At 63.8% G+C, this 20,696-nt stretch carries 18 protein-coding genes; 9 read left to right on the forward strand and 9 right to left on the reverse strand.

The features are described from left to right. The first annotated feature begins 129 nt into the window (after positions 1–129). The 8 genes from gltX to AC0L2F_RS06750 all read left to right on the forward strand — a co-directional run bounded on the left by gltX (position 130) and on the right by AC0L2F_RS06750 (position 9,399). A complete protein-coding gene (gene gltX / locus AC0L2F_RS06715) occupies positions 130–1,557 on the forward strand; it encodes a glutamate--tRNA ligase (protein ID WP_473247904.1) in 1,428 nt (475 codons plus the stop codon). A 183-nt stretch (positions 1,558–1,740) separates the two neighbouring features. Next, complete coding sequence (gene gltA, locus AC0L2F_RS06720) at positions 1,741–3,045, forward strand: citrate synthase (protein WP_007610837.1); 1,305 nt, start codon at positions 1,741–1,743, stop codon at positions 3,043–3,045. 177 nt (positions 3,046–3,222) lie between these two features. Continuing rightward, entirely contained in the window at positions 3,223–4,401 is a 1,179-nt protein-coding gene (locus tag AC0L2F_RS06725; RefSeq protein ID WP_473248061.1) for an ROK family transcriptional regulator, read from the forward strand. Positions 4,402–4,458: 57 nt separating this feature from the next. Then, positions 4,459–5,745: an ABC transporter substrate-binding protein gene (locus tag AC0L2F_RS06730; RefSeq protein ID WP_473247905.1), complete on the forward strand. Its 1,287-nt coding sequence runs from the start codon at positions 4,459–4,461 to the stop codon at positions 5,743–5,745. Then, the gene (locus AC0L2F_RS06735; protein WP_473247907.1) at positions 5,742–6,665 is read left to right on the forward strand and encodes a carbohydrate ABC transporter permease; all 924 of its coding nucleotides are present in this window, start codon (positions 5,742–5,744) and stop codon (positions 6,663–6,665) included. The genes AC0L2F_RS06730 and AC0L2F_RS06735 overlap by 4 nt, the downstream gene beginning before the upstream one ends. Beyond that, positions 6,658–7,515: a carbohydrate ABC transporter permease gene (locus AC0L2F_RS06740; protein WP_007610848.1), complete on the forward strand. Its 858-nt coding sequence runs from the start codon at positions 6,658–6,660 to the stop codon at positions 7,513–7,515. The genes AC0L2F_RS06735 and AC0L2F_RS06740 overlap by 8 nt, the downstream gene beginning before the upstream one ends. A 10-nt stretch (positions 7,516–7,525) precedes the next feature. Next, a complete protein-coding gene (locus AC0L2F_RS06745; RefSeq protein ID WP_007610851.1) occupies positions 7,526–8,635 on the forward strand; it encodes an ABC transporter ATP-binding protein in 1,110 nt (369 codons plus the stop codon). Continuing rightward, a complete protein-coding gene (locus tag AC0L2F_RS06750; protein ID WP_473247909.1) occupies positions 8,632–9,399 on the forward strand; it encodes an SDR family NAD(P)-dependent oxidoreductase in 768 nt (255 codons plus the stop codon). The genes AC0L2F_RS06745 and AC0L2F_RS06750 overlap by 4 nt, the downstream gene beginning before the upstream one ends. A gap of 124 nt (positions 9,400–9,523) precedes the next feature. Here the strand turns inward: AC0L2F_RS06750 and AC0L2F_RS06755 are convergent, their stop codons facing one another. The 4 genes from AC0L2F_RS06755 to lpxA form a co-directional block, all read right to left on the reverse strand. Continuing rightward, the gene (locus tag AC0L2F_RS06755; protein WP_007610855.1) at positions 9,524–10,336 is read right to left on the reverse strand and encodes a COG4705 family protein; all 813 of its coding nucleotides are present in this window, start codon (positions 10,334–10,336) and stop codon (positions 9,524–9,526) included. Positions 10,337–10,528: 192 nt separating this feature from the next. Next, the gene (lpxB, locus tag AC0L2F_RS06760) at positions 10,529–11,713 is read right to left on the reverse strand and encodes a lipid-A-disaccharide synthase (protein WP_088931095.1); all 1,185 of its coding nucleotides are present in this window, start codon (positions 11,711–11,713) and stop codon (positions 10,529–10,531) included. Then, positions 11,710–12,567 (reverse strand): LpxI family protein, encoded by an 858-nt coding sequence (locus AC0L2F_RS06765; RefSeq protein WP_007610857.1) that lies wholly within the window; start codon positions 12,565–12,567, stop codon positions 11,710–11,712. Before AC0L2F_RS06765 ends, lpxB begins: the two co-directional genes overlap by 4 nt. A 19-nt stretch (positions 12,568–12,586) precedes the next feature. Further along, a complete protein-coding gene (gene lpxA / locus AC0L2F_RS06770) occupies positions 12,587–13,378 on the reverse strand; it encodes an acyl-ACP--UDP-N-acetylglucosamine O-acyltransferase (RefSeq protein WP_007610866.1) in 792 nt (263 codons plus the stop codon). 175 nt (positions 13,379–13,553) lie between these two features. On the opposite strand from lpxA, the gene AC0L2F_RS06775 reads away from it, so the two are divergent. Beyond that, on the forward strand, positions 13,554–13,898 hold the full coding sequence (locus AC0L2F_RS06775) for a KTSC domain-containing protein (RefSeq protein WP_473247910.1): 345 nt from the start codon (positions 13,554–13,556) through the stop codon (positions 13,896–13,898). Between the two features lie 6 nt (positions 13,899–13,904). On the opposite strand, the gene fabZ is transcribed toward AC0L2F_RS06775, so the two are convergent. From fabZ to dxr, 5 genes are all read right to left on the reverse strand, one after another. Continuing rightward, the gene (gene fabZ, locus AC0L2F_RS06780) at positions 13,905–14,321 is read right to left on the reverse strand and encodes a 3-hydroxyacyl-ACP dehydratase FabZ (protein WP_050992707.1); all 417 of its coding nucleotides are present in this window, start codon (positions 14,319–14,321) and stop codon (positions 13,905–13,907) included. A 41-nt stretch (positions 14,322–14,362) separates the two neighbouring features. Further along, positions 14,363–15,430, reverse strand: a complete 1,068-nt coding sequence (gene lpxD, locus AC0L2F_RS06785) for a UDP-3-O-(3-hydroxymyristoyl)glucosamine N-acyltransferase (protein WP_473247912.1) — start codon at positions 15,428–15,430, stop codon at positions 14,363–14,365. 125 nt (positions 15,431–15,555) lie between these two features. Next, on the reverse strand, positions 15,556–18,087 hold the full coding sequence (bamA, locus tag AC0L2F_RS06790) for an outer membrane protein assembly factor BamA (protein WP_063996173.1): 2,532 nt from the start codon (positions 18,085–18,087) through the stop codon (positions 15,556–15,558). Positions 18,088–18,274: 187 nt separating this feature from the next. Then, positions 18,275–19,426 (reverse strand): RIP metalloprotease RseP, encoded by a 1,152-nt coding sequence (gene rseP / locus AC0L2F_RS06795; protein ID WP_007610877.1) that lies wholly within the window; start codon positions 19,424–19,426, stop codon positions 18,275–18,277. Positions 19,427–19,470: 44 nt separating this feature from the next. After that, a complete protein-coding gene (gene dxr, locus AC0L2F_RS06800; protein WP_473247914.1) occupies positions 19,471–20,694 on the reverse strand; it encodes a 1-deoxy-D-xylulose-5-phosphate reductoisomerase in 1,224 nt (407 codons plus the stop codon). Positions 20,695–20,696: the final 2 nt, after the last annotated feature.

The raw sequence follows: 20,696 nt of genomic DNA on the forward strand, positions 1-20,696 counted from the left end.
GCCCTTCTGCCAAATTCGGGACGCTGAGCCAAGGGCTTAAGCAAGGCCTTAAGCCGTCCGCTGCCGGGCTTTAGTTATGCACCGGTCCTGTTATATACCACCGCCTCCAATGCATAGGCCTTGCCAAGAATGACCTCTCCCGTCGTCACCCGCTTCGCTCCCTCGCCGACCGGCTTCCTCCATATCGGGGGCGCGCGCACGGCCCTGTTCAACTGGCTCTATGCGAAGAAGCACGGCGGCAAGATGCTGCTCCGGATCGAGGACACCGACCGGGAGCGCTCCACCGAGGCCGCGATCGGCGCCATCCTCGACGGCCTGAAATGGCTGGAGCTCGGCTGGGATGGCGACGTCATCTACCAGTTCAGCCGCGCCGCCCGCCACCGCGAGGTCGCCGAGCAGCTGCTCGCCGACGGCAAGGCCTATCGCTGCTACGCCACCGCCGAGGAGCTGACCGCGATGCGCGAGAAGGCGCGCGCAGAGGGGCGTACCCGCCTCTATGACGGTCTGTGGCGCGACCGCGATCCGGCGACGGCCCCAACCGACGTGAAGCCCACCATCCGGCTCCGCGCGCCGCAGACCGGCGAGACCGTGATCGACGATCAGGTCCAGGGCCGCGTGGTCTGGCAGAACGAGAATCTCGACGACCTCGTCCTGCTGCGCGGCGATGGCAACCCGACCTACATGCTCGCCGTGGTGGTCGACGACCACGACATGGGTGTCACCCATGTCATCCGCGGCGACGACCATCTGATCAACGCGGCCCGCCAAAAGCAGATCTACGACGCGATGGGCTGGACGCTGCCGAGCATGTCCCACATCCCCCTGATCCACGGCCCGGACGGTTCGAAGCTCTCCAAGAGGCACGGCGCGCTTGGCGTCGATGCCTACCGCGCCATGGGATACCTCCCGGCCGCGCTCCGCAATTATCTCGTCCGGCTCGGCTGGAGCCACGGCGACCAGGAGATCTTCTCCACCGAGGAGATGATCGCCGCCTTCGACCTCGCCAGCGTCGGCCGCGCAGCAGCGCGCTTCGATTTCGCCAAGCTGGAAAACCTCAACGGCCACTACATCCGCAATGCCGACGATCAATCACTCGTGAAGATGTTCGAGGACGTGCTCGACCACGTCGTGCCGAGCCGCGACGAGCTTAAGGCCAAGTTAAACGACACCACGCGCGCGCAGCTCCTGAAGGCCATGCCGGCCCTGAAGGAGCGCGCCAAGACGCTGATCGAGCTGATCGACGGCGCCTATTTCATCTTCGCCGATCGGCCGCTGGAGCTTGATCCGAAGGCGGCAGCGCTGCTGACGCCTGAGAACCGCAAGCTGATCGGCCAGCTTCATTCCGCGCTGGAGAAAGTCGAAACTTGGAGCGCGGCCAATGCGGAAGCCGCGCTGCGCGCCTTTGCCGAGGAAAATGGTCTCAAGCTCGGCGCGGTCGCCCAGCCGCTGCGGGCGGCGCTGACCGGCCGGACGACGTCGCCCGGCATATTCGAGGTTTTGGACGTCCTGGGACGCCAGGAAAGCCTGGGCCGGCTTAAAGATCAGGCCAAGGACTAGGCCAAGGACCGGGGCCAAGAACCGGGCTACGACGTAAGTCGACCATGCGTGGCGCCATCTTGCAGCGCACACAGCAATAATATACCCATCTCAGCCGTACCTTCTGGAACATCCGGCCTGCCCCGCGATATCTCATCGGGGCCTCCGGGTCCGGCCCGTTTCACCATACATCGGGGACCTCTGATGGACGCAAAACCAAGCAATAAGACCGCCACACTGACGGTCGGAAACAAGAATTTCGATCTTCCGATCCACAGCGGCAGCGTCGGGCCCGACGTCATCGATATCGGCAAGCTCTACGGCCAGTCCGGCCTTTTCACCTACGACCCGGGCTTCACCTCGACCGCGAGCTGCCAGTCCAAGATCACCTATATCGACGGTGACGCGGGCGTGCTGGAATACCGCGGCTATCCGATCGAGCAGCTCGCCGAGAACGGCGACTTCCTCGAGACCTGCTATCTGCTGCTGTTCGGGGAGCTTCCCACCGCCGCGCAGAAGAAGGATTTCGACGACCGCGTGATCCATCACACGATGGTGCACGAGCAGATGGCCCGCTTCTTCCAGGGCTTCCGCCGCGACGCCCATCCGATGGCGATCATGGTGGCGGCTGTCGGCGCGCTCGCCGCGTTCTATCACGACTCGACCGACATCAACGATCCGAAGCAGCGCATGATCGCCTCCATGCGCATGATCGCCAAGATCCCGACCTTGGCTGCGATGGCCTACAAGTACACGGTCGGCCAGCCCTTCGTGTATCCGAAAAACTCGCTGAAGTTCGCCGAGAACTTCCTGCACATGTGCTTCGCCGTGCCGTGCGAGGACTACAAGATCAACCCGGTGCTGGCTGACGCGCTGGACAAGATCTTCATCCTGCACGCCGACCACGAGCAGAACGCCTCGACCTCGACCGTGCGTATCGCCGGCTCCTCCGGCGCCAACCCGTTCGCCTGCATCGCCGCCGGCATCGCCTGCCTGTGGGGCCCGGCGCATGGCGGCGCCAACGAAGCCGCGCTCGCGATGCTCGCCGAGATCGGCTCGGTCGACAAGATCCCCGAGTTCATCGCCAAGGTGAAGGACAAGAACTCCGAAGTCCGCCTGATGGGATTCGGTCACCGCGTCTACAAGAACTACGATCCGCGCGCCAAGATCATGCAGAAGATGTGTCACGCCGTGCTCAAGGAGACCGGCCATGGCGACGATCCGATGCTGAAGGTGGCGCTCGAGCTCGAGAAGATCGCGCTCAGCGACCAGTACTTCATCGACCGCAAGCTCTATCCGAACGTCGACTTCTATTCGGGCATCACGCTGAAGGCGATGGGCTTCCCGGTCTCGATGTTCACCGTGCTGTTCGCGGTCGCCCGCACCGTCGGCTGGATCAGCCAGTGGAGCGAGATGATCGAGGATCCCCAGCAGAAGATCGGCCGTCCGCGCCAGCTCTACACCGGCGTTACCAAGCGCGACTACGTCGCGATCAACAACCGGAAGTAAGGTCGAGCCATCACGGCTTTCGAAGCGGCGCCATCTCCCGATGGCGCCGTTTTTGTTTTGCGCCGACACAATCTTGCTGCCGCGCACAACAACAAGTCGGCGCAATGCGTCGGCCGACGCTTGACGTCGAAACGCTTCGCGCGCAAATTCTTACTCTAAGTAAGAATGACGACAGGGATGGAAATGCCGGAGCAGCCGAGAAGTCGGCGGCAGACGCGTGCTGCCATTTTGACTCATCTGCTTCAGTCGGGCGGGTCGTTTCGTCCGCCGCTGGCCAAGGCCGTGCGCCTGTCGGAAGCGAGCCTGTCGCGCATCCTGTTCGACCTGAAGGCCGAAGGCCTGATCGAGGAAGTCCGGCGCCCTGCCCCTTATGTCGGCGGCCCGACCGGCCTCGTGTCGCTTGATAAGACGGTGGCGCTTGCGGCTTTCGAGCTGACCACCCAGCGGCTCAGCGTCGGCGTCGGGGGCCTGTCGGGCGAACTGCACGACACCGGGCATGTGCCGCTGCCGAAGACGCCGACGGTCGCAACGGTCGGCCAGGCGTTTCGCGAGGCGATGACATTGCTGCGCGACTGGACGCGGCGCCGGCACATCCCCCTCGCGCAGATCGGCGTCTCAATTCCGGGCCTCGGCCGCTCGAGCGCATCAAGCAATCCGATCATTCCCTGCGACATCGGGCGTATCAGCGAGATGTTCGGCGAGAATTTTGCCGGCGTGCCGGTCGAGTTCACCAATTCGGTCGTCGCGCACGCCATTTTTCACCGTTGCCGCACGGAGCATTATCCATTCAGCGGCGCGCATCTCTTCGTCTTCGTCGGTCAGGGCGTCGCAGGCACCTGGATGGATGATCCGATGGAGGACGATGCCCTCCAGCCGGTCGAGCTCGGCCACATGGTGTTCGGAGCCGACGGTCCAATTTGCCGCTGTGGTCATCATGGCTGCGTCGAGGCCTATACGTCGCTTCCGGCCCTGGCCGAGCTTCTTGGCGTCGCGGAAGCCGAGTTGCTTCAACCCGGCAGCGAATGGGTGACCGCGATACCGCTCTCGTCGCGTGTGCGGCAGGAATTGCGCCGGCGGCTGTTCCGGCTTGGCCTTGCGATCGGCAACACGCTGAACGTGAAGCCATGCAAGGGCGTCGCGATCAGCGGCTGGCCATCGCTTCTCGCCGACGACGATCGCAGCGCGCTCGTCGAGGGGATCGACGCCTGTCTGTTGGGCGGGCGCAAGCACGCGCAAGTGTCGCTCGCTTTCGTGCCGCCGTCGAATGGCAACGATCCGCGGGCGGCGCTGGCATTCGCGGCTTTCTGCCTCGCTTGCCGCGGCGGCATGCCGGCCGCATCAATCGAGGCCGCCTGAGATACCTGATGCCGCGCGGCTCTCGCGCGAAAGAGTTCACACCGGGAGGAAACTGCCATGCCGATCACGACAACAAGGCGCCAACTGCTCGCCGGATCCGCGGCTGCGCTCGCACTGCCGGCCTTTGCGCGAGCGCAAGGCGCGATCAAGCCGCGTCTGACTGCGATCTCGCAATGGTCCGCGGGCAGCGATGGGGCTGCCATCACGGCGCTCGGCAAGAAATTCGAGGAGAAAGGCGGGGTTTGGCAGCACTCGCCCGTCCCCGGCTTCACCACCGAGATGATGAACAAGCTGCGTGCCCAGATCATGGCTGGCGATCCACCGGCCTGTTCGCAGCTCAAAGGTCCCGAGATCGCGGCTTGGTCCAAGATTGCCCCGACGGTCGATCTCGATGCCGTCGTCGCTGCCGCCGGCTACGAAAAGGTTATCGCTCCGGACCTTGCAAAATTGCACAAGCCGGGGGGCAAGTGGATTGCGCTGCCCTTGCAGATCTACAGCACCAACATGCTGTTTCTCTCCAAACGCGCGATGGACAAGGCCAAGGCCGACAAGATCCCCGTCACATGGGCCGAGTTCAACGACCTTGCCGAGAAGATGAAAGCAGGCGGCGTCCCCTATCCGATCGCCAACGGTGGCACCCGCCCGGACGACGGCCAAAAATTCGAAGCCGCTTTGGCAGGCATCAGTCCCACTGCATACCGCGCAGCCCTCATGAATCTGGACAAGAAGGCCCTGGAGGGCCCGGAGACAAAGGCCGCCTTCGTCCAGGTGCGCAAGATTGCCGACTGGATGGACCCCAACGTCGGCGCCCAGCACTTTTCGACCAACCTGAAGCGTTTCGTCGACGGCGAGATGGGCATGATGATCATGGGCGGGTGGGCGCAGGGCGTATTGCGCAACGCGGGTTTCAAGTTCGAGGACTTCATCATCGCCCCGGGCCCGAGCGACAACAGCAAGCCTGTCTTCCTGCTGAATGCCGATGCCTTCATATTCTGGCAGCGCAAGGAGCCCGACCTGCAAGCCGGTCAGAAGCTGATGGCCCAGCTCGTCATGGATCCGGCGATCCAGACCATGTATTCGCAGATCACGGGATCGATACCCGTGCGCACCGATGTCGATCTGTCCGGCGAAGGCTGGTCGGACGGGCAACGGCGGACCGCAGCAGCCCTGAAAGACGCGATCGCCAGCAATCAGGCCGTCCTCAGTCTCGCGCACAACATGGCGCAGGAAAACGGGATGACCGCAGCGATCATCGACGTGATCACGGAGTACGTGAAAAACAAGACGATCAAGCCCGAGCAAGCGGTCACTCGCCTTGCCGAGGCCGTCGAGGGCGCACGTTGACCATCGCTATCCCGACAACACCGGGCCGGCCGGCAGCCCCTGACTGGGTACGCCGGCTGCCCGAATATTTGACGATCTGGGTGCCGCTGCTGTTGTCCGCCGCGCACCTCATTGCGTTCTCGCTCTGGACGATCTGGATATCATTCACGCCGTCCACTCTGGTCCCGGTCTCGGGCTGGGTCGGCTTACGCAACTATTCTTCGGTTGCAGCATCGCGGAACTGGCAGATTGCCTTGGACAATCTGCTGCTGTTTGGCAGCGCCTTCGTGTTGCTGAGTCTGGCGGCCGGTCTCATCCTTGCGATCCTGCTCGATCAGCGCATTCGCGGCGAGAACCTGCTGCGGTCCATCTTCCTCTATCCTCTGGCGGTGTCATTCGTGGTCACCGGCACGGTCTGGAGTTGGCTGCTCAATCCTGGCCTCGGGATCCAGAAGCTGGTTCGCGACCTCGGCTGGAGCTCCTTCCGGTTCGACTGGCTGATCGACCGCGACATGGCCATTTGGACCATTGTCATCGCTGCGATCTGGCAATCCTCCGGTTTCGCCATGGCGCTGTTCCTCGCCGGCCTCCGCTCCGTCGACGCCGACCTGATCAAGGCGGCGCAGATCGACGGCGCCGGACCGATCCGAATGTACCGGCGCGTCATCCTGCCGACCCTTTGGCCGATCACCATCACCGTCATCGTCATCCAGCTGCAGTTCGCGATTTCGACCTTCGACCTCGTCCGCGCGCTCACCAATGGTGGGCCTGGGATCGCCACCCAGCTGCCGGCCCTCGTCGTCTACGACCTGATGTTCCAGCGCAGCCTGCTCGGACGCGGAGCGGCGGCGGCAGTGCTCATGTTGCTCATTCTTCTCGCGGTTTTGCTGCCCTATGCAGCGTGGCGTTATGTCCAGCGGCGGCGGGCGATCCATGCGTGAGCGAACCCTCGCGCCAGGCCGAATTCTGATCTATCTCGTCGTCTCGCTGATCGCTGCAGCATGGCTCGCGCCATTGGCTGTTGTCGTGCTGAACTCGCTCCGCACCAACGAGGAGATCGCGCAGGCCTCGATGATCGGCTGGCCGAAGCAATGGGCATGGAGCAATTACGCCGCGGCCTGGAGCGGCTTCTGCGTCGCGGAGACCTGCGCCGGCATCCGGCCGTACATGCTGAACTCCGCGCTGGTCACGATTCCCGCGACGATCTTCTCGACCCTGCTCGGTGCAGTCGCCGGTTACGCCGTGTCGCTCTGGCGTTTTCGCGGCGATAGCTGGATCTACGGTATCGTGACACTTGGGCTTTTCCTTCCCCAGCAGATGCGCTTGCTTCCCTGGACCATCGTGTTGCGCGATACGGGCCTGATGAACACGCTCACGGGCCTGGTCGTGATCCATACGATCCAGGGGCTCTCCTTTACCGTCTTGTTCTGCCGAAACTACTACACTGCCATCCCGCAGGATTTGATAAGAGCCGCGCGCATCGATGGCGCAGGGTTCTTTCGTATTTTCTGGCGCATCATCCTGCCGCTCTCGCCGCCTATTCTGGTCGTCACCGTGATCTGGCAGTTCACGCATATCTGGAACGAATTTCTCTACGGCGTGACATTCACGACGGGTCAGCAGCAGCCGGTCACCGCCGCGCTGATCGCGCTATCCGCCGCGGTCGCCGACATCCCGCAGCATGGCGTGCAAAGCGCGGCGGTGATGATCGCCGCCTTGCCGACCCTGCTGATCTATCTGATCGGCGGCAAATATTTCGTGCGCGGCCTCACCGCCGGCGCCGTGAAATGATCGGATTGTCATGGCAGCACTAAGCATTCGCTCCCTGTCCAAGCGCTACGCCAATCTGGAGGTGCTGAAGGGCATCGATCTCGACATCGAGAGCGGTGAATTCACTGTGCTCGTCGGACCATCCGGCTGCGGCAAGTCCACGCTGCTCAACATCATCGCCGGGCTCGACCTCCCGAGTGCAGGCACCGTGGAAATCGGCGGGCGTATCGTCAACGACGTTCCGCCGAAGGACCGCGACATCGCCATGGTGTTCCAGTCCTACGCGCTCTATCCGTCGATGACGGTGCGCCAGAACATCACCTTCGGCATGGAATGCCGCCACGTACCAAAGGCGGAGCAGGAGAAAGCCCTGGCGAATGTGGCCAGGCTGCTCCAGATCGAGCCGCTGCTCGGCCGCAAGCCGTCGCAGCTCTCCGGCGGCCAGCGTCAGCGTGTGGCGATGGGCCGGGCGCTGGTGCGCGATCCCCTGCTCTTCCTGTTCGACGAGCCGCTCTCCAATCTCGACGCCAAGCTGCGCGTCGAGATGCGGATGGAGATCAAGCGCCTGCATCAGCGCATCGGCGCCACCATCGTCTATGTCACCCACGACCAGATCGAGGCGATGACGATGGCGACGCGCATTGCTGTGATGCACCGGGGCGTGGTGCAGCAGTTTGCCGACCCTGACACCGTGTATCGCTATCCCGCCAATCTGTTCGTGGCCCGTTTCATGGGCTCGCCGCCGATGAACACGATGCCGGCACGGCTAGAGGCCGATGCCGGCGGGCCGGTGGTCGTGATCGGCGCGGGACGGCCGGACGAGGTCCACCTCCGCCTTGGCCAATACGACGCGGCGGCCCCCTTCGTCGGCCGTGACGTGGTGATCGGGATCAGGCCGGAATGCATCGCCGAGGGCAGCCGGGTGTTCTCCGCCGATCCGCCCGTCGTCGTCAACGCGCCGGTGGAGATGGTCGAGCCGACGGGGGCCGAAACGATCGTGCTGCTGCGGCTTGGGGGCGAGCCTGCGCTGGCGCGCATCACGCCGGACATCCGCCCCACACCGGGCGCCGCCGCCCCGTTTGCGCTCGACACGCGCCGCATCTGCCTGTTCGACCCCGAGACGGAGCGACTGATCGCATGACAAGAACGAGCTATGCCGGTCTTAGGGATCGCGTGGTGTTGATCACCGGTGGCGCCAGCGGCATCGGTGCCGCCTTCGTGCGGGCGTTCGCGGCGCAAGGGGCGCGCGTCGCGTTCCTGGATCTCGATGAAGCAGCCGGCCAGGCGCTCGTCGCGGAAGTGAAGGCGGCGACCGGAACTGTACCCCTGTACGTGCCCTGCGACCTCCTCGACATCGACGCCTTGCGCGGCGCCATGGCGCAGGTGCACAGATCGCTTGGCGATGCCGCGGTTCTCGTCAACAACGCCGCCAATGATCAGCGTCAGGTGCTGGCCGAGGTGACCCCGGCCGAGTTCGACTGGATGATCGGCGTCAACCTCAAGCACGTCTTCTTTGCCGCGCAAGCGGTGGTGCCGCAGATGCAGGCGCGCGGCGGCGGTTCGATCATCAACATGTCATCGATTGCCTGGATGCGCGGCGCGCCGGGGCTGCCGGTCTACGCCGCTGCGAAGGCCGCCATCGTCGGCTTCACCAACTCCCTGGCCCGGTCGCTCGGGCCCGACCGCATCCGCGTCAACGCGATCGCGCCGGGGATGGTGATCACGGAGCGCCAGCGCCGGCTGTGGTATCCGGACGACCATGCGATCGCCGAGCTGCGCACGCGTCAGGCTATTCCCGACGCGGTGACGCCCGATGACATCGCCAACATGGCGCTGTTCCTCGCTTCCGATGAGAGCCAGCGCGTCACGCGGCAGTGTTTTCAGGTCGACGCGGGTCTCGGCTAGAGCCTGTACTCACAAACCCGAGTTGCCTCGTAGAGGTCCACTCCGCATCCGAGAGCAGTCGCGTTGGCGTACCTCACCCTGGGTCCGAGTTGGGGCCAGAAGGCGACCTCCCCGATGAACTGGACTACTCGGTCCTTGGCTGCGAAGCCCAATCGACCGAATGCCGCCCTGGCCGCTGCGGCAGGATAGCGACGAGCAAGACGATTGCAGCGAGAAGGACCACGGAAGCTAAAGGACGACTCAGGGCGAGCCCGCCATGGCTGACTGGCTTGTCCAGAAAATCTCCAACGGTGGCCCCCAGAGGACGCGTGAGAATGAAGGCCGCCCAGAATAGAAAAACCCGCGATACCCTGGTCCAGTAGTACAGCGCCGCAAGCACCAAAAGTCCCGCACCAAACAGTAGAGCGCCTCCATCGTATCCCAGCCCGGAGTCGTCAGCGACCCAATCTCCGAGAGCGGTACCCAAGGTTTGCGAAAACGTAATGGTGATCCAATAGAATAGTTCGGTCTTTGGGGACGTTACCGTGTCGACATTCACCGAGCCCAAGGTCGTGTACCATGCAGCAAGGGAACAAAGCACACAGGCCAGCAAGATGGATGAGCCTCCCACATAACCAATCCCCAATGAACGATCAAAAAAATCCGCCAACGCGGTACCCACGGTGGTGGAAGCAACGATGGCCAGCCAGTAGACCCAAGGATTGAACTTCGGCGTCGAAATCTGAGCAATGACTGCGGCAACGAAAATGGCCAGAAAGATAGCCGTTCCGATCAGATATCCGCCGTTTTGGGCGTTCTGATCTGCGTGCAGCCAGCTCATGGTCACCGCGTCGCCGCCCGTTTCGCCCAGCGTGGTGGCTAAGATTTTGATTATCCAGAAGCCGAACGTGACGGCAGGTACTTTGCTGATAATATCATCTGCGCTCTGGGGCCTCATTGACCCACTCCTCAATACCTAGGTTGCCGGTGCGGACTGGCCAGCAAACCAAACGCTGCAAGCACCTGAAGGTGCCACTCAAAAATTCAGCCGGTGAACCGCTGGAGGACCGCTTTGGGTCCACAAGCCGCCGATCCCGCTTCAGGAGGCTTCCGCTTTGCGCTGGCAAGCCGACGCTTGGGAGTACACGTCCTAGCTAACCCGCCTGCCCTTGCGCATGGTCGCCAGCACGATATCCGCTGCGAGCACGCTCGGCGACGTGTTGCCGGTCGACATGATCGCATCGAGCTGGGCGAACGCTTCCACCTGCTGCCGGCGCAGCGGTGAATCGGTCAGCAGCTCCGACAGCACAGGCGCCAGCTTCTCCGGCGTGCAGTCTTCCTGCAGGAACTCCGGGATGACATCCTTGCCGATCACGAGATTGGCGAGGATCACCGAGGAGACGCGGATCGCGCGGCGCAGGATGAAGGCTTCGATCGCGCCGACGCGATAGGCCGTCACCATCGGGATGCCCGATAGCGCGAGCTCCAGCGTCACCGTGCCGGATTTTGCCAGTGCCGCGCGCGCGATGCGGAAGGCGGCGCGCTTCTCGTTCTCGCCGACCACGATTTGAGGCTTGACCGGCCAGCTCGCGATGCCTTCGCAGATGGTGGCTTCGAGATGCGGCATGGTCGGCAGCATCAGCTCGAACGTGCGGCCCTCCGTCTGCAATCGGCCGAGCGTGGCGCCGAACACATCGAGATGGTGCCTGATCTCGCTGCGGCGGCTGCCGGGCAACACCAGCAAGACCGGCGCCTCGCCGTCGCGGCGCGCCTGCTCCTCCGCGTTCGGCCGCAGCGAGGGCAATTGCTCGATCAGGGGATGGCCGACATAGCTGCATGGCGGGCCGCCGAGCTTGCGATATTCCTCCGGCTCGAACGGCAACAGGCCGAGCACATGGTCGACATAGCCGAGCATGGTCCGCGCTCGCCCCGGCCGCCAGGCCCAGAGCTGCGGCGAGACGTAGTCGACGATCGGGATCGCCGGATTGCGCGTCCGCACGCGGCGGGCGACACGGTGGGTGAAGTCGGGGCTGTCGATGATGACGAGCGCGTCCGGCGCGGCTTCGGTCACGGCCTCCGCGGTCTCGCGGATCAGCCGCAGGATCTTCGGCAATTGCTGCACGACCGCGGCGAAGCCCACGATCGAAAGCTGCTCGATCGGAAACAGCGTCTCGAGGCCCTGGCGCGCCATGGTGTGGCCGCCGACGCCCACGAACTGCACGCCGTCGCCGAGGCGCTGGCGCAGCACCTTCATCAAGGCGCTGCCAAGCCGGTCGCCGGATTCCTCCGTGGCGATCAGGAAGATCTTGCGCTTGGGATCGCGGCCTTGCATCACGCCGGCAGGCCGATGACGAAGAGATATTTGGCGTCGGCGAGCGCGATCATCGCCTCCGGCTCGGCGGCGATGGTGTTGCCGGCAACGACGGCGATCCCAGCCAGCCCTGCGGCGGCGACGCCCTCGAGGGTGCGCGGGCCGATCGTCGGCAGGTCGAAGCGCAGATCCTGCCCGCTCTTTGGGACCTTCACCAGCACGCCCCGCCCGGTGGCCGCGCGGATGCGACCCTCTTCGCGCAGCCGTGCCACGCGCGCGAGCAGCGCATCGGTGCCCTCGATGTCCTCGACCGCCACCACATGGCCGTCGATCACGACCGCAGCCTGGCCGATGTCGAACGGACCGAGCGCGGTCAGCACCGCGCGTCCGCGCTCGATGTCGGTCTTGCCGGTGTCGCTCGGCCAGGCGCGGCTGATGCAGCCCTCGGGCATTAAGAGGTCGGGCGCGACATCCTTGATGCCGACCATGCGAAAGCCGCCCTGCTCGAGAATGCGCCCGACGCCGGACAACAAATGGTCGTCGCCGCCGCGGAAGGCGCGGATGACATGGCCGAGCAGCCGAAGCGTCGTGAAGTCGACCCGGACCTCCGAGAGCGAAGGCCTCACCAGCGTGCCGATGAAGATCAGGTCGCGGCAGCCCTCCTCGCGAAACAGCCGCATGGCGCGGCCGAGCTGGCCGACCGAGATCCAGCGATGACGGAATTTCTCCACCCGTGCCGGATCGCAGGCTCCCCGAAGCGGAAACAACACCGGCGTGATGCCGCGGGCGGCGAGCGAGTCGGCGACAGCGAACGGCATCGCACCGCCGCCAGCGACCACGCCGACCGGCGATGAAATCTCCGAAGCCGCCGATGTCATGCCTGCGGCCATCCCATCATCACTTCGCGATGGCGGGAAGACAGAGCGGGCGCTTGCCCTTGCCGATGAAGTCGAGAATTTCGCCGATCGCCGGATCTTCACCGGCGAGCGGCCGCGCCGCCTCCAGGCGTTCGGCAAAGGTCGCGGGGCCATGGAAGAGCTTCTGATAGAACGCGCGCACGGTCGCAAGCCGCTGCTTGGTGAACTTGCGCCGCTTCATGCCGATCAGGTTGAGGCCTTCGAGCACGGCATATTGGCCGTTGACGAGGCCGAACGGAATGACGTCGTCGCGCACGCCGCACACGCCGCCGACCATAACTTGCGGGCCGATGCGGGTGAACTGGTGCACCGCGGACAGACCGCCGATGAAGACGAAATCACCGATCTCGCAGTGACCGCCGAGCGTGGCCGAGGTCGCGAAGATCACGTCGTTGCCGACATGGCAGTCATGGCCGACATGGCTGCAATTCATGAAATAGTTGCGGTCGCCGACCTCTGTGATGCCACCGCCTGCGACCGTGCCGGCGTTCATGGTCACGGACTCGCGGATCGTGCAGCCCGAACCGATCTTGAGCTTCGTCAATTCGCCACGATAGCTGAGCGATTGCGGCGGCGTGCCGAGCGAGGCGAACGGATAGATGGTACAATCGTCACCGATCGTGGTCTGCGCGGTGATATGCACATGTCCGATCAGCTTGCAGTTACTGCCGATCACGACATGCGGGCCGATGATGCAGAAGGGGCCGATCTCGGTGCCCTCGCCGATCACGGCGCCGTCCGCGATCCGTGCGGTGGGATCAATCTTACTCATCAAGCAATCTGACTCATCAAGAAGGTCTGATTAGGTGTTGAAGTCGCTCGGTTTTCCGCTGGTTAGCGCGACTATGCCCGATCTGTCCAGTGACGTATGATCTCTCCGTGTTTCAAGGGCCGGGTGAAGCAGTCTTCCCGGCTCATCAACAAGTTCATGCGGAGCTTCAGGTATCGTGGTCAGGGCCCTGGCACTTCTCCTCGCACAGCTCGTGACCGCGCCGATCGTGTCCGAGACGATCGAGACCGCCGAACACCGCCCCATCGACCTCGCGACATTCGAATGCCGCGACATCAGCCGCAGCACGGTGCTCCAACGGGTCTGCTACGACCGTGCGCAGCAGGGCCTCGTCGTAGCAGTGAACGGCGCTTACGATCGCTATTGCGGCGTGCCGGTCGACACCGTCGAGCGCCTGCTGGGCGCGCCGTCCATGGGACAGTTCTTCAACCAGAACATCAAGCGCGAGGTCAGCGGCAGACGCTACGCGTGTCCTGCGCGCGAGCGTATCCAGAGAAGTTGATCCCGCTCAGTCGGTCAGCATGGCGCCGACGTCGGCCTCCGCAACCACCTGGCCGTTGACCTTGGCGTCGCCGTGAAACCACCACATGGCCTTGCGGCGGCCGATTGAGCGCATGTGATATTCGATGGTATCGCCGGGCAGCACCGGCTTACGGAACTTGCACTTGTCGATGGTCAGGAAATACACCGCGCGCGGCTTCTCGGTGCCCTCGACCGACTTGATGCCGATCACACCCGCGGTCTGCGCCATCGCTTCGATCATCATGACGCCGGGATAGACCGGGCGATCGGGAAAGTGGCCCTGGAACGGCGGCTCGTTGAAGGTGACGTTCTTGATGCCGATGCCGCTGTAATCGGTGCGGATGTTGATCACGCGATCGATCAGCAGCATCGGAAAGCGGTGCGGGAGCGTTTGCAGGATCATGTTGATGTCCACAAGCTCGAACCTGACCGGTGCTTCGTCCGTCACTCCCGTTCCTCCTGCTTCGGATCGGCCTTGCTGTCGCGCGCCAGGCGCTCCACCGCCAAAATTTCCTTGAACCACTGCCTGGTCGGCTTGGCAAAAAAACCACCCCAGCGTCCGTTGGGAGGAACGTCGTCCTTGACGCCACTCATGGCAGTCACCTGAGCTCCATCCCCGATCTTGACGTGATTGTTGATGCCCACCTTCGCTCCCAGCGCCACGTTGTCGCCGAGGGTGAGGCTACCGGCAAGGCCGATCTGGGCGGCCAGCAGGCAGTGCCGGCCAATGGTCACATTGTGGCCGATCTGGACCTGATTGTCGATTTTGGTCCCCTCGCCGATCACCGTGTCGCGCAAGGAGCCCCGATCAATGGTGGTGCCGGCGCCGACCTCCACATTGTTCTGGATCAGCACGCGGCCGGTCTGGGGCACCTTCAGATGCCCCTCGGGGCCGAAGAAGATGAAGCCGTAGCCATCCTGGCCGATCGAGCAGCCGGGGTGGATCAGGACGTCGTTGCCGATCAGCGCGCACTGGATGGCGGTGCGTGCGCCGACATTGCAGTCCCGGCCGATCTTGACGCCGGGGCCGATCACGGCCCCCACACCGATCACCGTGCCGCTGCCGATCTCCACGTCAGGGCCGATCACGGCCAGGGGATCGACGATCACGCCGTCCTCGAGCCTGGCCGTGGCATCGATGATGGCCGACGGCGCGATGCCCTCATTGCCGGTCCAGGATTGCGGCCGGAGCGCGTCGCCATGCCACTCCCGCGCGATCCTGACGAAGGCGCGGAACGGCTGTGGCGCCCGCAGCACGGCGACGTGCGCGGGCACCCGAGCCTCGAAGCGTGGGCTCACCAGGCAAGCACCAGCCTTGGTCGCCTTGAGCTCATCGGCATATTTGAGATTGTCGAAGAACGACAGGTGCATCGGGCCGGCTTCGCCGAGCGAAGCAAGGCCTCTGATGATTTGGCCGCCCCTGGCGGGATCGACCAGCTCCGCCTTGGTCAGCGTGGCTATGTCAGCCAGCGCTGAGGCGGGCGGTTGTGTGAAGAAGGTCGGCTGCGCCATTCCACCCCGTCGCGGTCCGGCTTCGGCATGAAGCGGCCAAGCCGCATCATGCCTCATCTCCTGGATTGGCACGATCCCTTTCGGAAACCGGCTCCGGTGGTCCGGATCGTGCCGTGCTGTTCGAATTAGAACGAGGTGCCGCCGCCGAACCGGAACTCCTGGGTACGGTCGCTCTTGCCCTTGGTCAGCGGCACGGCGTAGTCGAAGCGCAGCGGACCGAACGGCGAGGCCCAGATCAAGCCGACACCGACCGACGAGCGGACGACATTGCCGTTGTCATACACCAGGCCGGTGCAGGTTCCAGCCGAGTTTGGATTGACGGTTGACGGCGTGCAGCCCGAATTCCTGGTCGTGGTCATTTCGTTGGTCACCGACCACGTCGTCGGGCCCTGATAGTCGAACAGTCCGCCGGCGTCGGCGTAGACGGCGCCCTTCAGACCGACTTCCTTCGGCAGGAACCAGAACGGCATCTGCAATTCGAGCGAAGCACCCCAATATTTGGTGCCGCCAAGCGCGTCCTGCGTACCGAAGGGATTCAGATCGCGCGGTCCGATGCCGTTCGGGGCAAAGCCGCGGACGAGGTTCGGGCCCATCTGGAAATGATCGAGCATGCGCAAATCGCTGCCCATCTTGTTCAGCATGCCGCCCTGGATGCGAGCGAGGCCGACGATATCGGACACCAGCGGAGTGTAATACTTCGCGTCGACCACAGTCTTCAGGTAGGAGACGTCGCCGCCGACGCCGGCGAAGTCCTGCCGGAAATCGACCAGCAGACCGTCGGTGGGGTTCTTGTTGTTGTCGAGCGTATTGTAGGTCAGCGTGTAGCCGAGCGCCGAGGTCAGGGTCTTGCCATTGGCAAGCTCCTTGCGCACCGGCAGCGAAGCTTCGCCGTCGCTGTAGCAGCCGAGGCCGTTGGTCGAGCTCAGGTCGATGCCGTTTGCATTGGCATAGGCCGGGCTCGGGTTGAACGCCGCGGAAGCGGGATTGTTGTTACAGTTCGACAGGTAGGACGGCAGCGTGATTTCCTGCCGATAGATCGAGTAGCGCACCTGCAGCGACAGATCTTCACGCAGGGAGAAACCGAGGCGCGGCGAGAAGCCGAGCGTCTTGGTGCCGTAGGAGATGTAACTGTTGGACTTCTGCTCACGCTGATAGAGGTCGAGACCCAGAGCGACACGGTAGTCGAGCAAATAGGGTTCGACGAACGACAGCGAATAGCCGCGGGCGTACTGACCATAGGTCACCGAGGCCTTGGCGAACAGGCCGCGGCCGAGCAAATTGCGTTCGGAGACCGAGACTTCGGCCAGCGCGCCGTCGGTGGTGGAGTAACCACCCGAAACCGAGAAATCGCCGGTCGATTTCTCTTCCATGTCCACGAGCAGGATCACGCGGTCGCTCGACGAGCCGGGCTCCGTCGTGATCTTCACGCTCTTGAAATAGTCGAGGTTCTTCAATCGGCGCTCGGCACGGTCGACCAGCGCGCGGTTGTAGGCATCGCCCTCGGAGACGTCGAACTCGCGACGAATCACGTAGTCGCGCGTGCGGGTGTTGCCGCGCAGGTTGATGCGCTCGATATAGGTGCGCGGACCCTCATCGATGTTGAACACGACCGATACGGTATGCGCCTCGAAGTTGCGGTCGCCACCGGGACGGACCACGGCGAAGGCATAACCGCGCCGCGAGGCTTCGATCTGCATCTCCTCGACCGACTTCTCGACCGATTCGACGTTATAGAGCGAGCCGACATTGACGCGCGAATAGTTGCGCATCGAGCTGGGATCGAAGTTCGGAATGCTGGAGCGGAAGTCGATTGAGCCGACCCGGTATTGCGAGCCTTCCTCGATCTTGAAGGTAACGTTGAAGCCCTTCTTCTCCGGATCGTATTCGGTGAGCGCGGCCACGACCTGGACGTCGGCGAAACCGTTCTTGAGATAGAAGCGGCGGATCAGGTCGCGGTCGGCCTCGACCCGATCGGGATCGTAGACGTCGCCGCTGCCGAGGAAGCTCAGCAGGTTCGTTTCGTGCGTCTTGATGACGTCGCGAAGGCGGTAGGACGAGAATGCGCTGTTGCCGACGAACTCGATCGACTTGACGCCGGTCTTGGCGCCCTCCTCGACCGTGAAGACGAGATCGACGCGGTTGTTCGGCTGCTCGATGACTTCAGGCGTGACGCGAACGTCGTAGCGGCCGGACCGGCGATAGATTTCAGCGATTCGCAGCGTGTCGGACTGCACCATGGCGCGGGAGAAGGTGCCGCGCGCCTTGGACTGGATTTCAAGGGTGAGCTGCTCGTCCTTGATCTTCTTGTTACCCTCGAAGGCAATGCGGCCGATCACCGGGTTTTCCACCACGGAGACGACGATCTGGCCACCGGCACCGCGGTTGATCCTGACGTCCTGGAACAGGCCGGTCTCGATCAACGCCTTGAGGCCGTCGGCGATGGCGCCCTGATCCAGACGACCGCCGGGACCCGGCTTGAAGTAGGAGCGGATCGTCTCCAACTCGACCCGGCGATTTCCCTCGACGGAAATCGACTGCACGGTCTGAGCAAGCGCAGACGAAGACACAAAGGCAGCCCCAACCGGGGCAAGCACCGGCGCGCCGAACATGATCAGGGTTGCGAGCAAGCCCCCCCGGAGTCGCAGTCCAAACTTCATTGCGCAACGCGCCCTTATCATTCCGTACCAGACCCAACCCCAACGCCGGTCTGGAGATTCCCCAAGTTCAAGCCGCTTGTAGACAATTTCACCGACGCCGCAAACGGTCGAGCGCGCCGTAATTTCATTTTCATTCCAAGACGTTGCCCAAGAGCAACGCCCGGGCAACGCCACAAAAAAGCCCCTATCAGGATGCGGCCATTCGCAGGATGTCGTTGTAGGTCGCAAACACCATCAACATCAGCACCAAGCCAAGCCCGATTCGGAACCCCATCTCCTGAGTCCGCTCGGATAGCGGCCGACCACGGGCAACCTCCGCCGCATAGAACATAAGGTGACCGCCATCGAGCAGCGGGATCGGGAACAGATTCAGCAGGCCGATCGACACCGAGAGCACCGCGCAGAGGTTGATCACGAACTGGAACCCGGCGCTGGCCGCCTGCCCCGACATCTTGGCAATGCCAAGCACGCCGCTGACCTCATTCGGATTGCCGTTCCCGACGAACAACGAGCCCAGGAACTTGAAGGTGCTGGTGATGATGAACCAGACCTGCTCCACCCCGATCTTGAGCGCTTCGCCGACGCCGACCGGCGACGTGGAGGTCTCCCCGGCCTGAGACTTGTGCTCGACGCCGAGCACGCCGAGACGGTGGCTGTTACCGAAGGGATCCTTGCGCTCAAGCAGTGCCGGCGTCGCTGTCAGCGACACGATGGCACCGTCGCGCTTGACCTGGAAGGCAAGCGGCGAACCAGCATTCATCGCAACCATGCGCTGCATGTCGGCAAAGCTTTCGATCGGCTTGCCGTCGATCTGGACCACGACGTCGCCGATCTTGAAGCCGGCTGCCGCCGCAGCGCCGTCGGCGACGACACCGTCGACGCGCGCGATCGTGCTCGGCTTGCCGTAATACAGCGCCATGCCGGCGAAGATCAGCGCGCCCAGGATGAAATTGGCGATCGGTCCGGCGGCAACGATGGCGGCGCGCGGGCCGACCTTCTTGTGATGGAAGCTGCCGGCGCGCTCCTCGGCCGTCATGGCCGCGAGCTTCTCGGACGATGGTGTCGAAGCCTCGCTCTCGTCGCCGAAGAACTTGACATAGCCGCCGAGCGGGATCGCCGAGATCTTCCAGCGAGTGCCATGGCGGTCGTTGAAACCGACCAGCTCAGGTCCGAAACCGAGCGAAAAAGTTAACACGCGAACGCCCGCCCAGCGCGCGACCAGGAAATGGCCGAGCTCATGGAAGAACACGACGATGGTCAGGACGAACAGGAAGGGAACCGCGTAGCCGAGGAGCCCATGGCTCAATGTATTAAAACTATGGACGAAAAAGTCGATCATCGAATTCCCTCATCCAGCGCCGCAAGGCCCTGGCCCCGAACCATCTAGGATGCCTTTAAGGCAATTTGAGGCAATAGGGCGGCAGCCCTATTTCGCGCAACATGGTCAACAGCGATTGCATCGTCCGCCGACGTCAGCGGGGCCTGGTTCCCGCTGCGGATCCAGTCGTCCAGCGTCGCCTCCACCAGCCGGGCAATCGCGCCGAACCGGATCTTGCCGGCGATGAAGGCGGCGACCGCGACCTCGTTGGCGGCGTTGTAGACGGTGGTCGCCCCCTTCCCGGTCCGGAGCGAATCGAAGGCCAGGCGCAGCCCGGGGAAGCGCTCGAAATCCGGCGCCTCGAAGGTCAGCTGGCCGATCTTGGCCAGATCGAGCTTGGCGGCCGGACCCTTGATGCGGTCGGGCCAGCCGAGGCAATGCGCGATCGGCGTGCGCATGTCGGGTGCGCCGAGCTGGGCGACGACCGAGCGATCAGAGAACTCGACCATGCCGTGGATGATCGATTGCGGATGGACGAGGACGTCGATCTCGTCGGGCGAGAGCGCGAACAAATAGGAAGCCTCGATCACCTCAAGCCCCTTGTTCATCATCGAGGCGGAATCGATCGTGATCTTCTGGCCCATGCTCCAGTTCGGATGCTTCAGGGCTTGCTCGAGTGTCGCCTGCTCGATGTCGGCGGGCTTCCAGGTGCGGAACGGGCCGCCGGAGGCCGTGATGATGACACGGACGAGCTCGTCGCGGTTGCCCGAGGCGAGCGCCTGGAACAGCGCATTGTGCTCGGAATCCGCAGGCAGGATGCAGGCCCCCGCTTTCGCCGCGCGCTGCATGAAGAAATCGCCGGCGCAGACGAGACATTCCTTGTTGGCGAGCGCGACATGCGCGCCGCGATCGACCGCCGCCAGTGCCGGCTTCAGCCCGGCCGCGCCACTCACGGCGGCCATCACCCAATCGGCCGGACGCGCGCCGGCCTCGATCACCGCACTTTCGCCGGCGCCGCATTCGGTGCTGGTGCCAGCGAGCGCAGCCTTGAGCTCGGCAAATTTTGAGGTGTCGGCGATCGCGACGAAGCGCGCGGAAAACTCCTTCGCGAGCTTTGCCAGCGCCTCGACATTGCTGTTCGCCGTCAGCGCCTCGACACGGTAGCGCCCGGGAGAGGCGCGCAGCAGATCCATCGTGCTGTCGCCGATCGAGCCGGTGGCGCCGAGAACCGTGACGCTGCGGATGGTCGACGCCGCAGCCTTGTTGTTACGCAATGGAACCGCGCTCATAT

It is taken from the genome of Bradyrhizobium sp. Ken64 (assembly GCF_055807555.1).

Bases quoted from the DNA above. Each gene is read 5' to 3' on its own strand.
- gltX (WP_473247904.1), top strand. From the start codon at position 130: ATGACCTCTCCCGTCGTCACCCGCTTCGCTCCCTCGCCGACCGGCTTC.
- gltA (WP_007610837.1), top strand. From the start codon at position 1,741: ATGGACGCAAAACCAAGCAATAAGACCGCCACACTGACGGTCGGAAAC.
- AC0L2F_RS06725 (WP_473248061.1), top strand. From the start codon at position 3,223: ATGGAAATGCCGGAGCAGCCGAGAAGTCGGCGGCAGACGCGTGCTGCC.
- AC0L2F_RS06730 (WP_473247905.1), top strand. From the start codon at position 4,459: ATGCCGATCACGACAACAAGGCGCCAACTGCTCGCCGGATCCGCGGCT.
- AC0L2F_RS06740 (WP_007610848.1), top strand. From the start codon at position 6,658: ATGCGTGAGCGAACCCTCGCGCCAGGCCGAATTCTGATCTATCTCGTC.
- AC0L2F_RS06745 (WP_007610851.1), top strand. From the start codon at position 7,526: ATGGCAGCACTAAGCATTCGCTCCCTGTCCAAGCGCTACGCCAATCTG.
- AC0L2F_RS06750 (WP_473247909.1), top strand. From the start codon at position 8,632: ATGACAAGAACGAGCTATGCCGGTCTTAGGGATCGCGTGGTGTTGATC.
- AC0L2F_RS06755 (WP_007610855.1), bottom strand. From the start codon at position 10,336: ATGAGGCCCCAGAGCGCAGATGATATTATCAGCAAAGTACCTGCCGTC.
- AC0L2F_RS06765 (WP_007610857.1), bottom strand. From the start codon at position 12,567: ATGACATCGGCGGCTTCGGAGATTTCATCGCCGGTCGGCGTGGTCGCT.
- lpxA (WP_007610866.1), bottom strand. From the start codon at position 13,378: ATGAGTAAGATTGATCCCACCGCACGGATCGCGGACGGCGCCGTGATC.
- fabZ (WP_050992707.1), bottom strand. From the start codon at position 14,321: ATGATCCTGCAAACGCTCCCGCACCGCTTTCCGATGCTGCTGATCGAT.
- lpxD (WP_473247912.1), bottom strand. From the start codon at position 15,430: ATGGCGCAGCCGACCTTCTTCACACAACCGCCCGCCTCAGCGCTGGCT.
- bamA (WP_063996173.1), bottom strand. From the start codon at position 18,087: ATGAAGTTTGGACTGCGACTCCGGGGGGGCTTGCTCGCAACCCTGATC.
- rseP (WP_007610877.1), bottom strand. From the start codon at position 19,426: ATGATCGACTTTTTCGTCCATAGTTTTAATACATTGAGCCATGGGCTC.
- dxr (WP_473247914.1), bottom strand. From the start codon at position 20,694: ATGAGCGCGGTTCCATTGCGTAACAACAAGGCTGCGGCGTCGACCATC.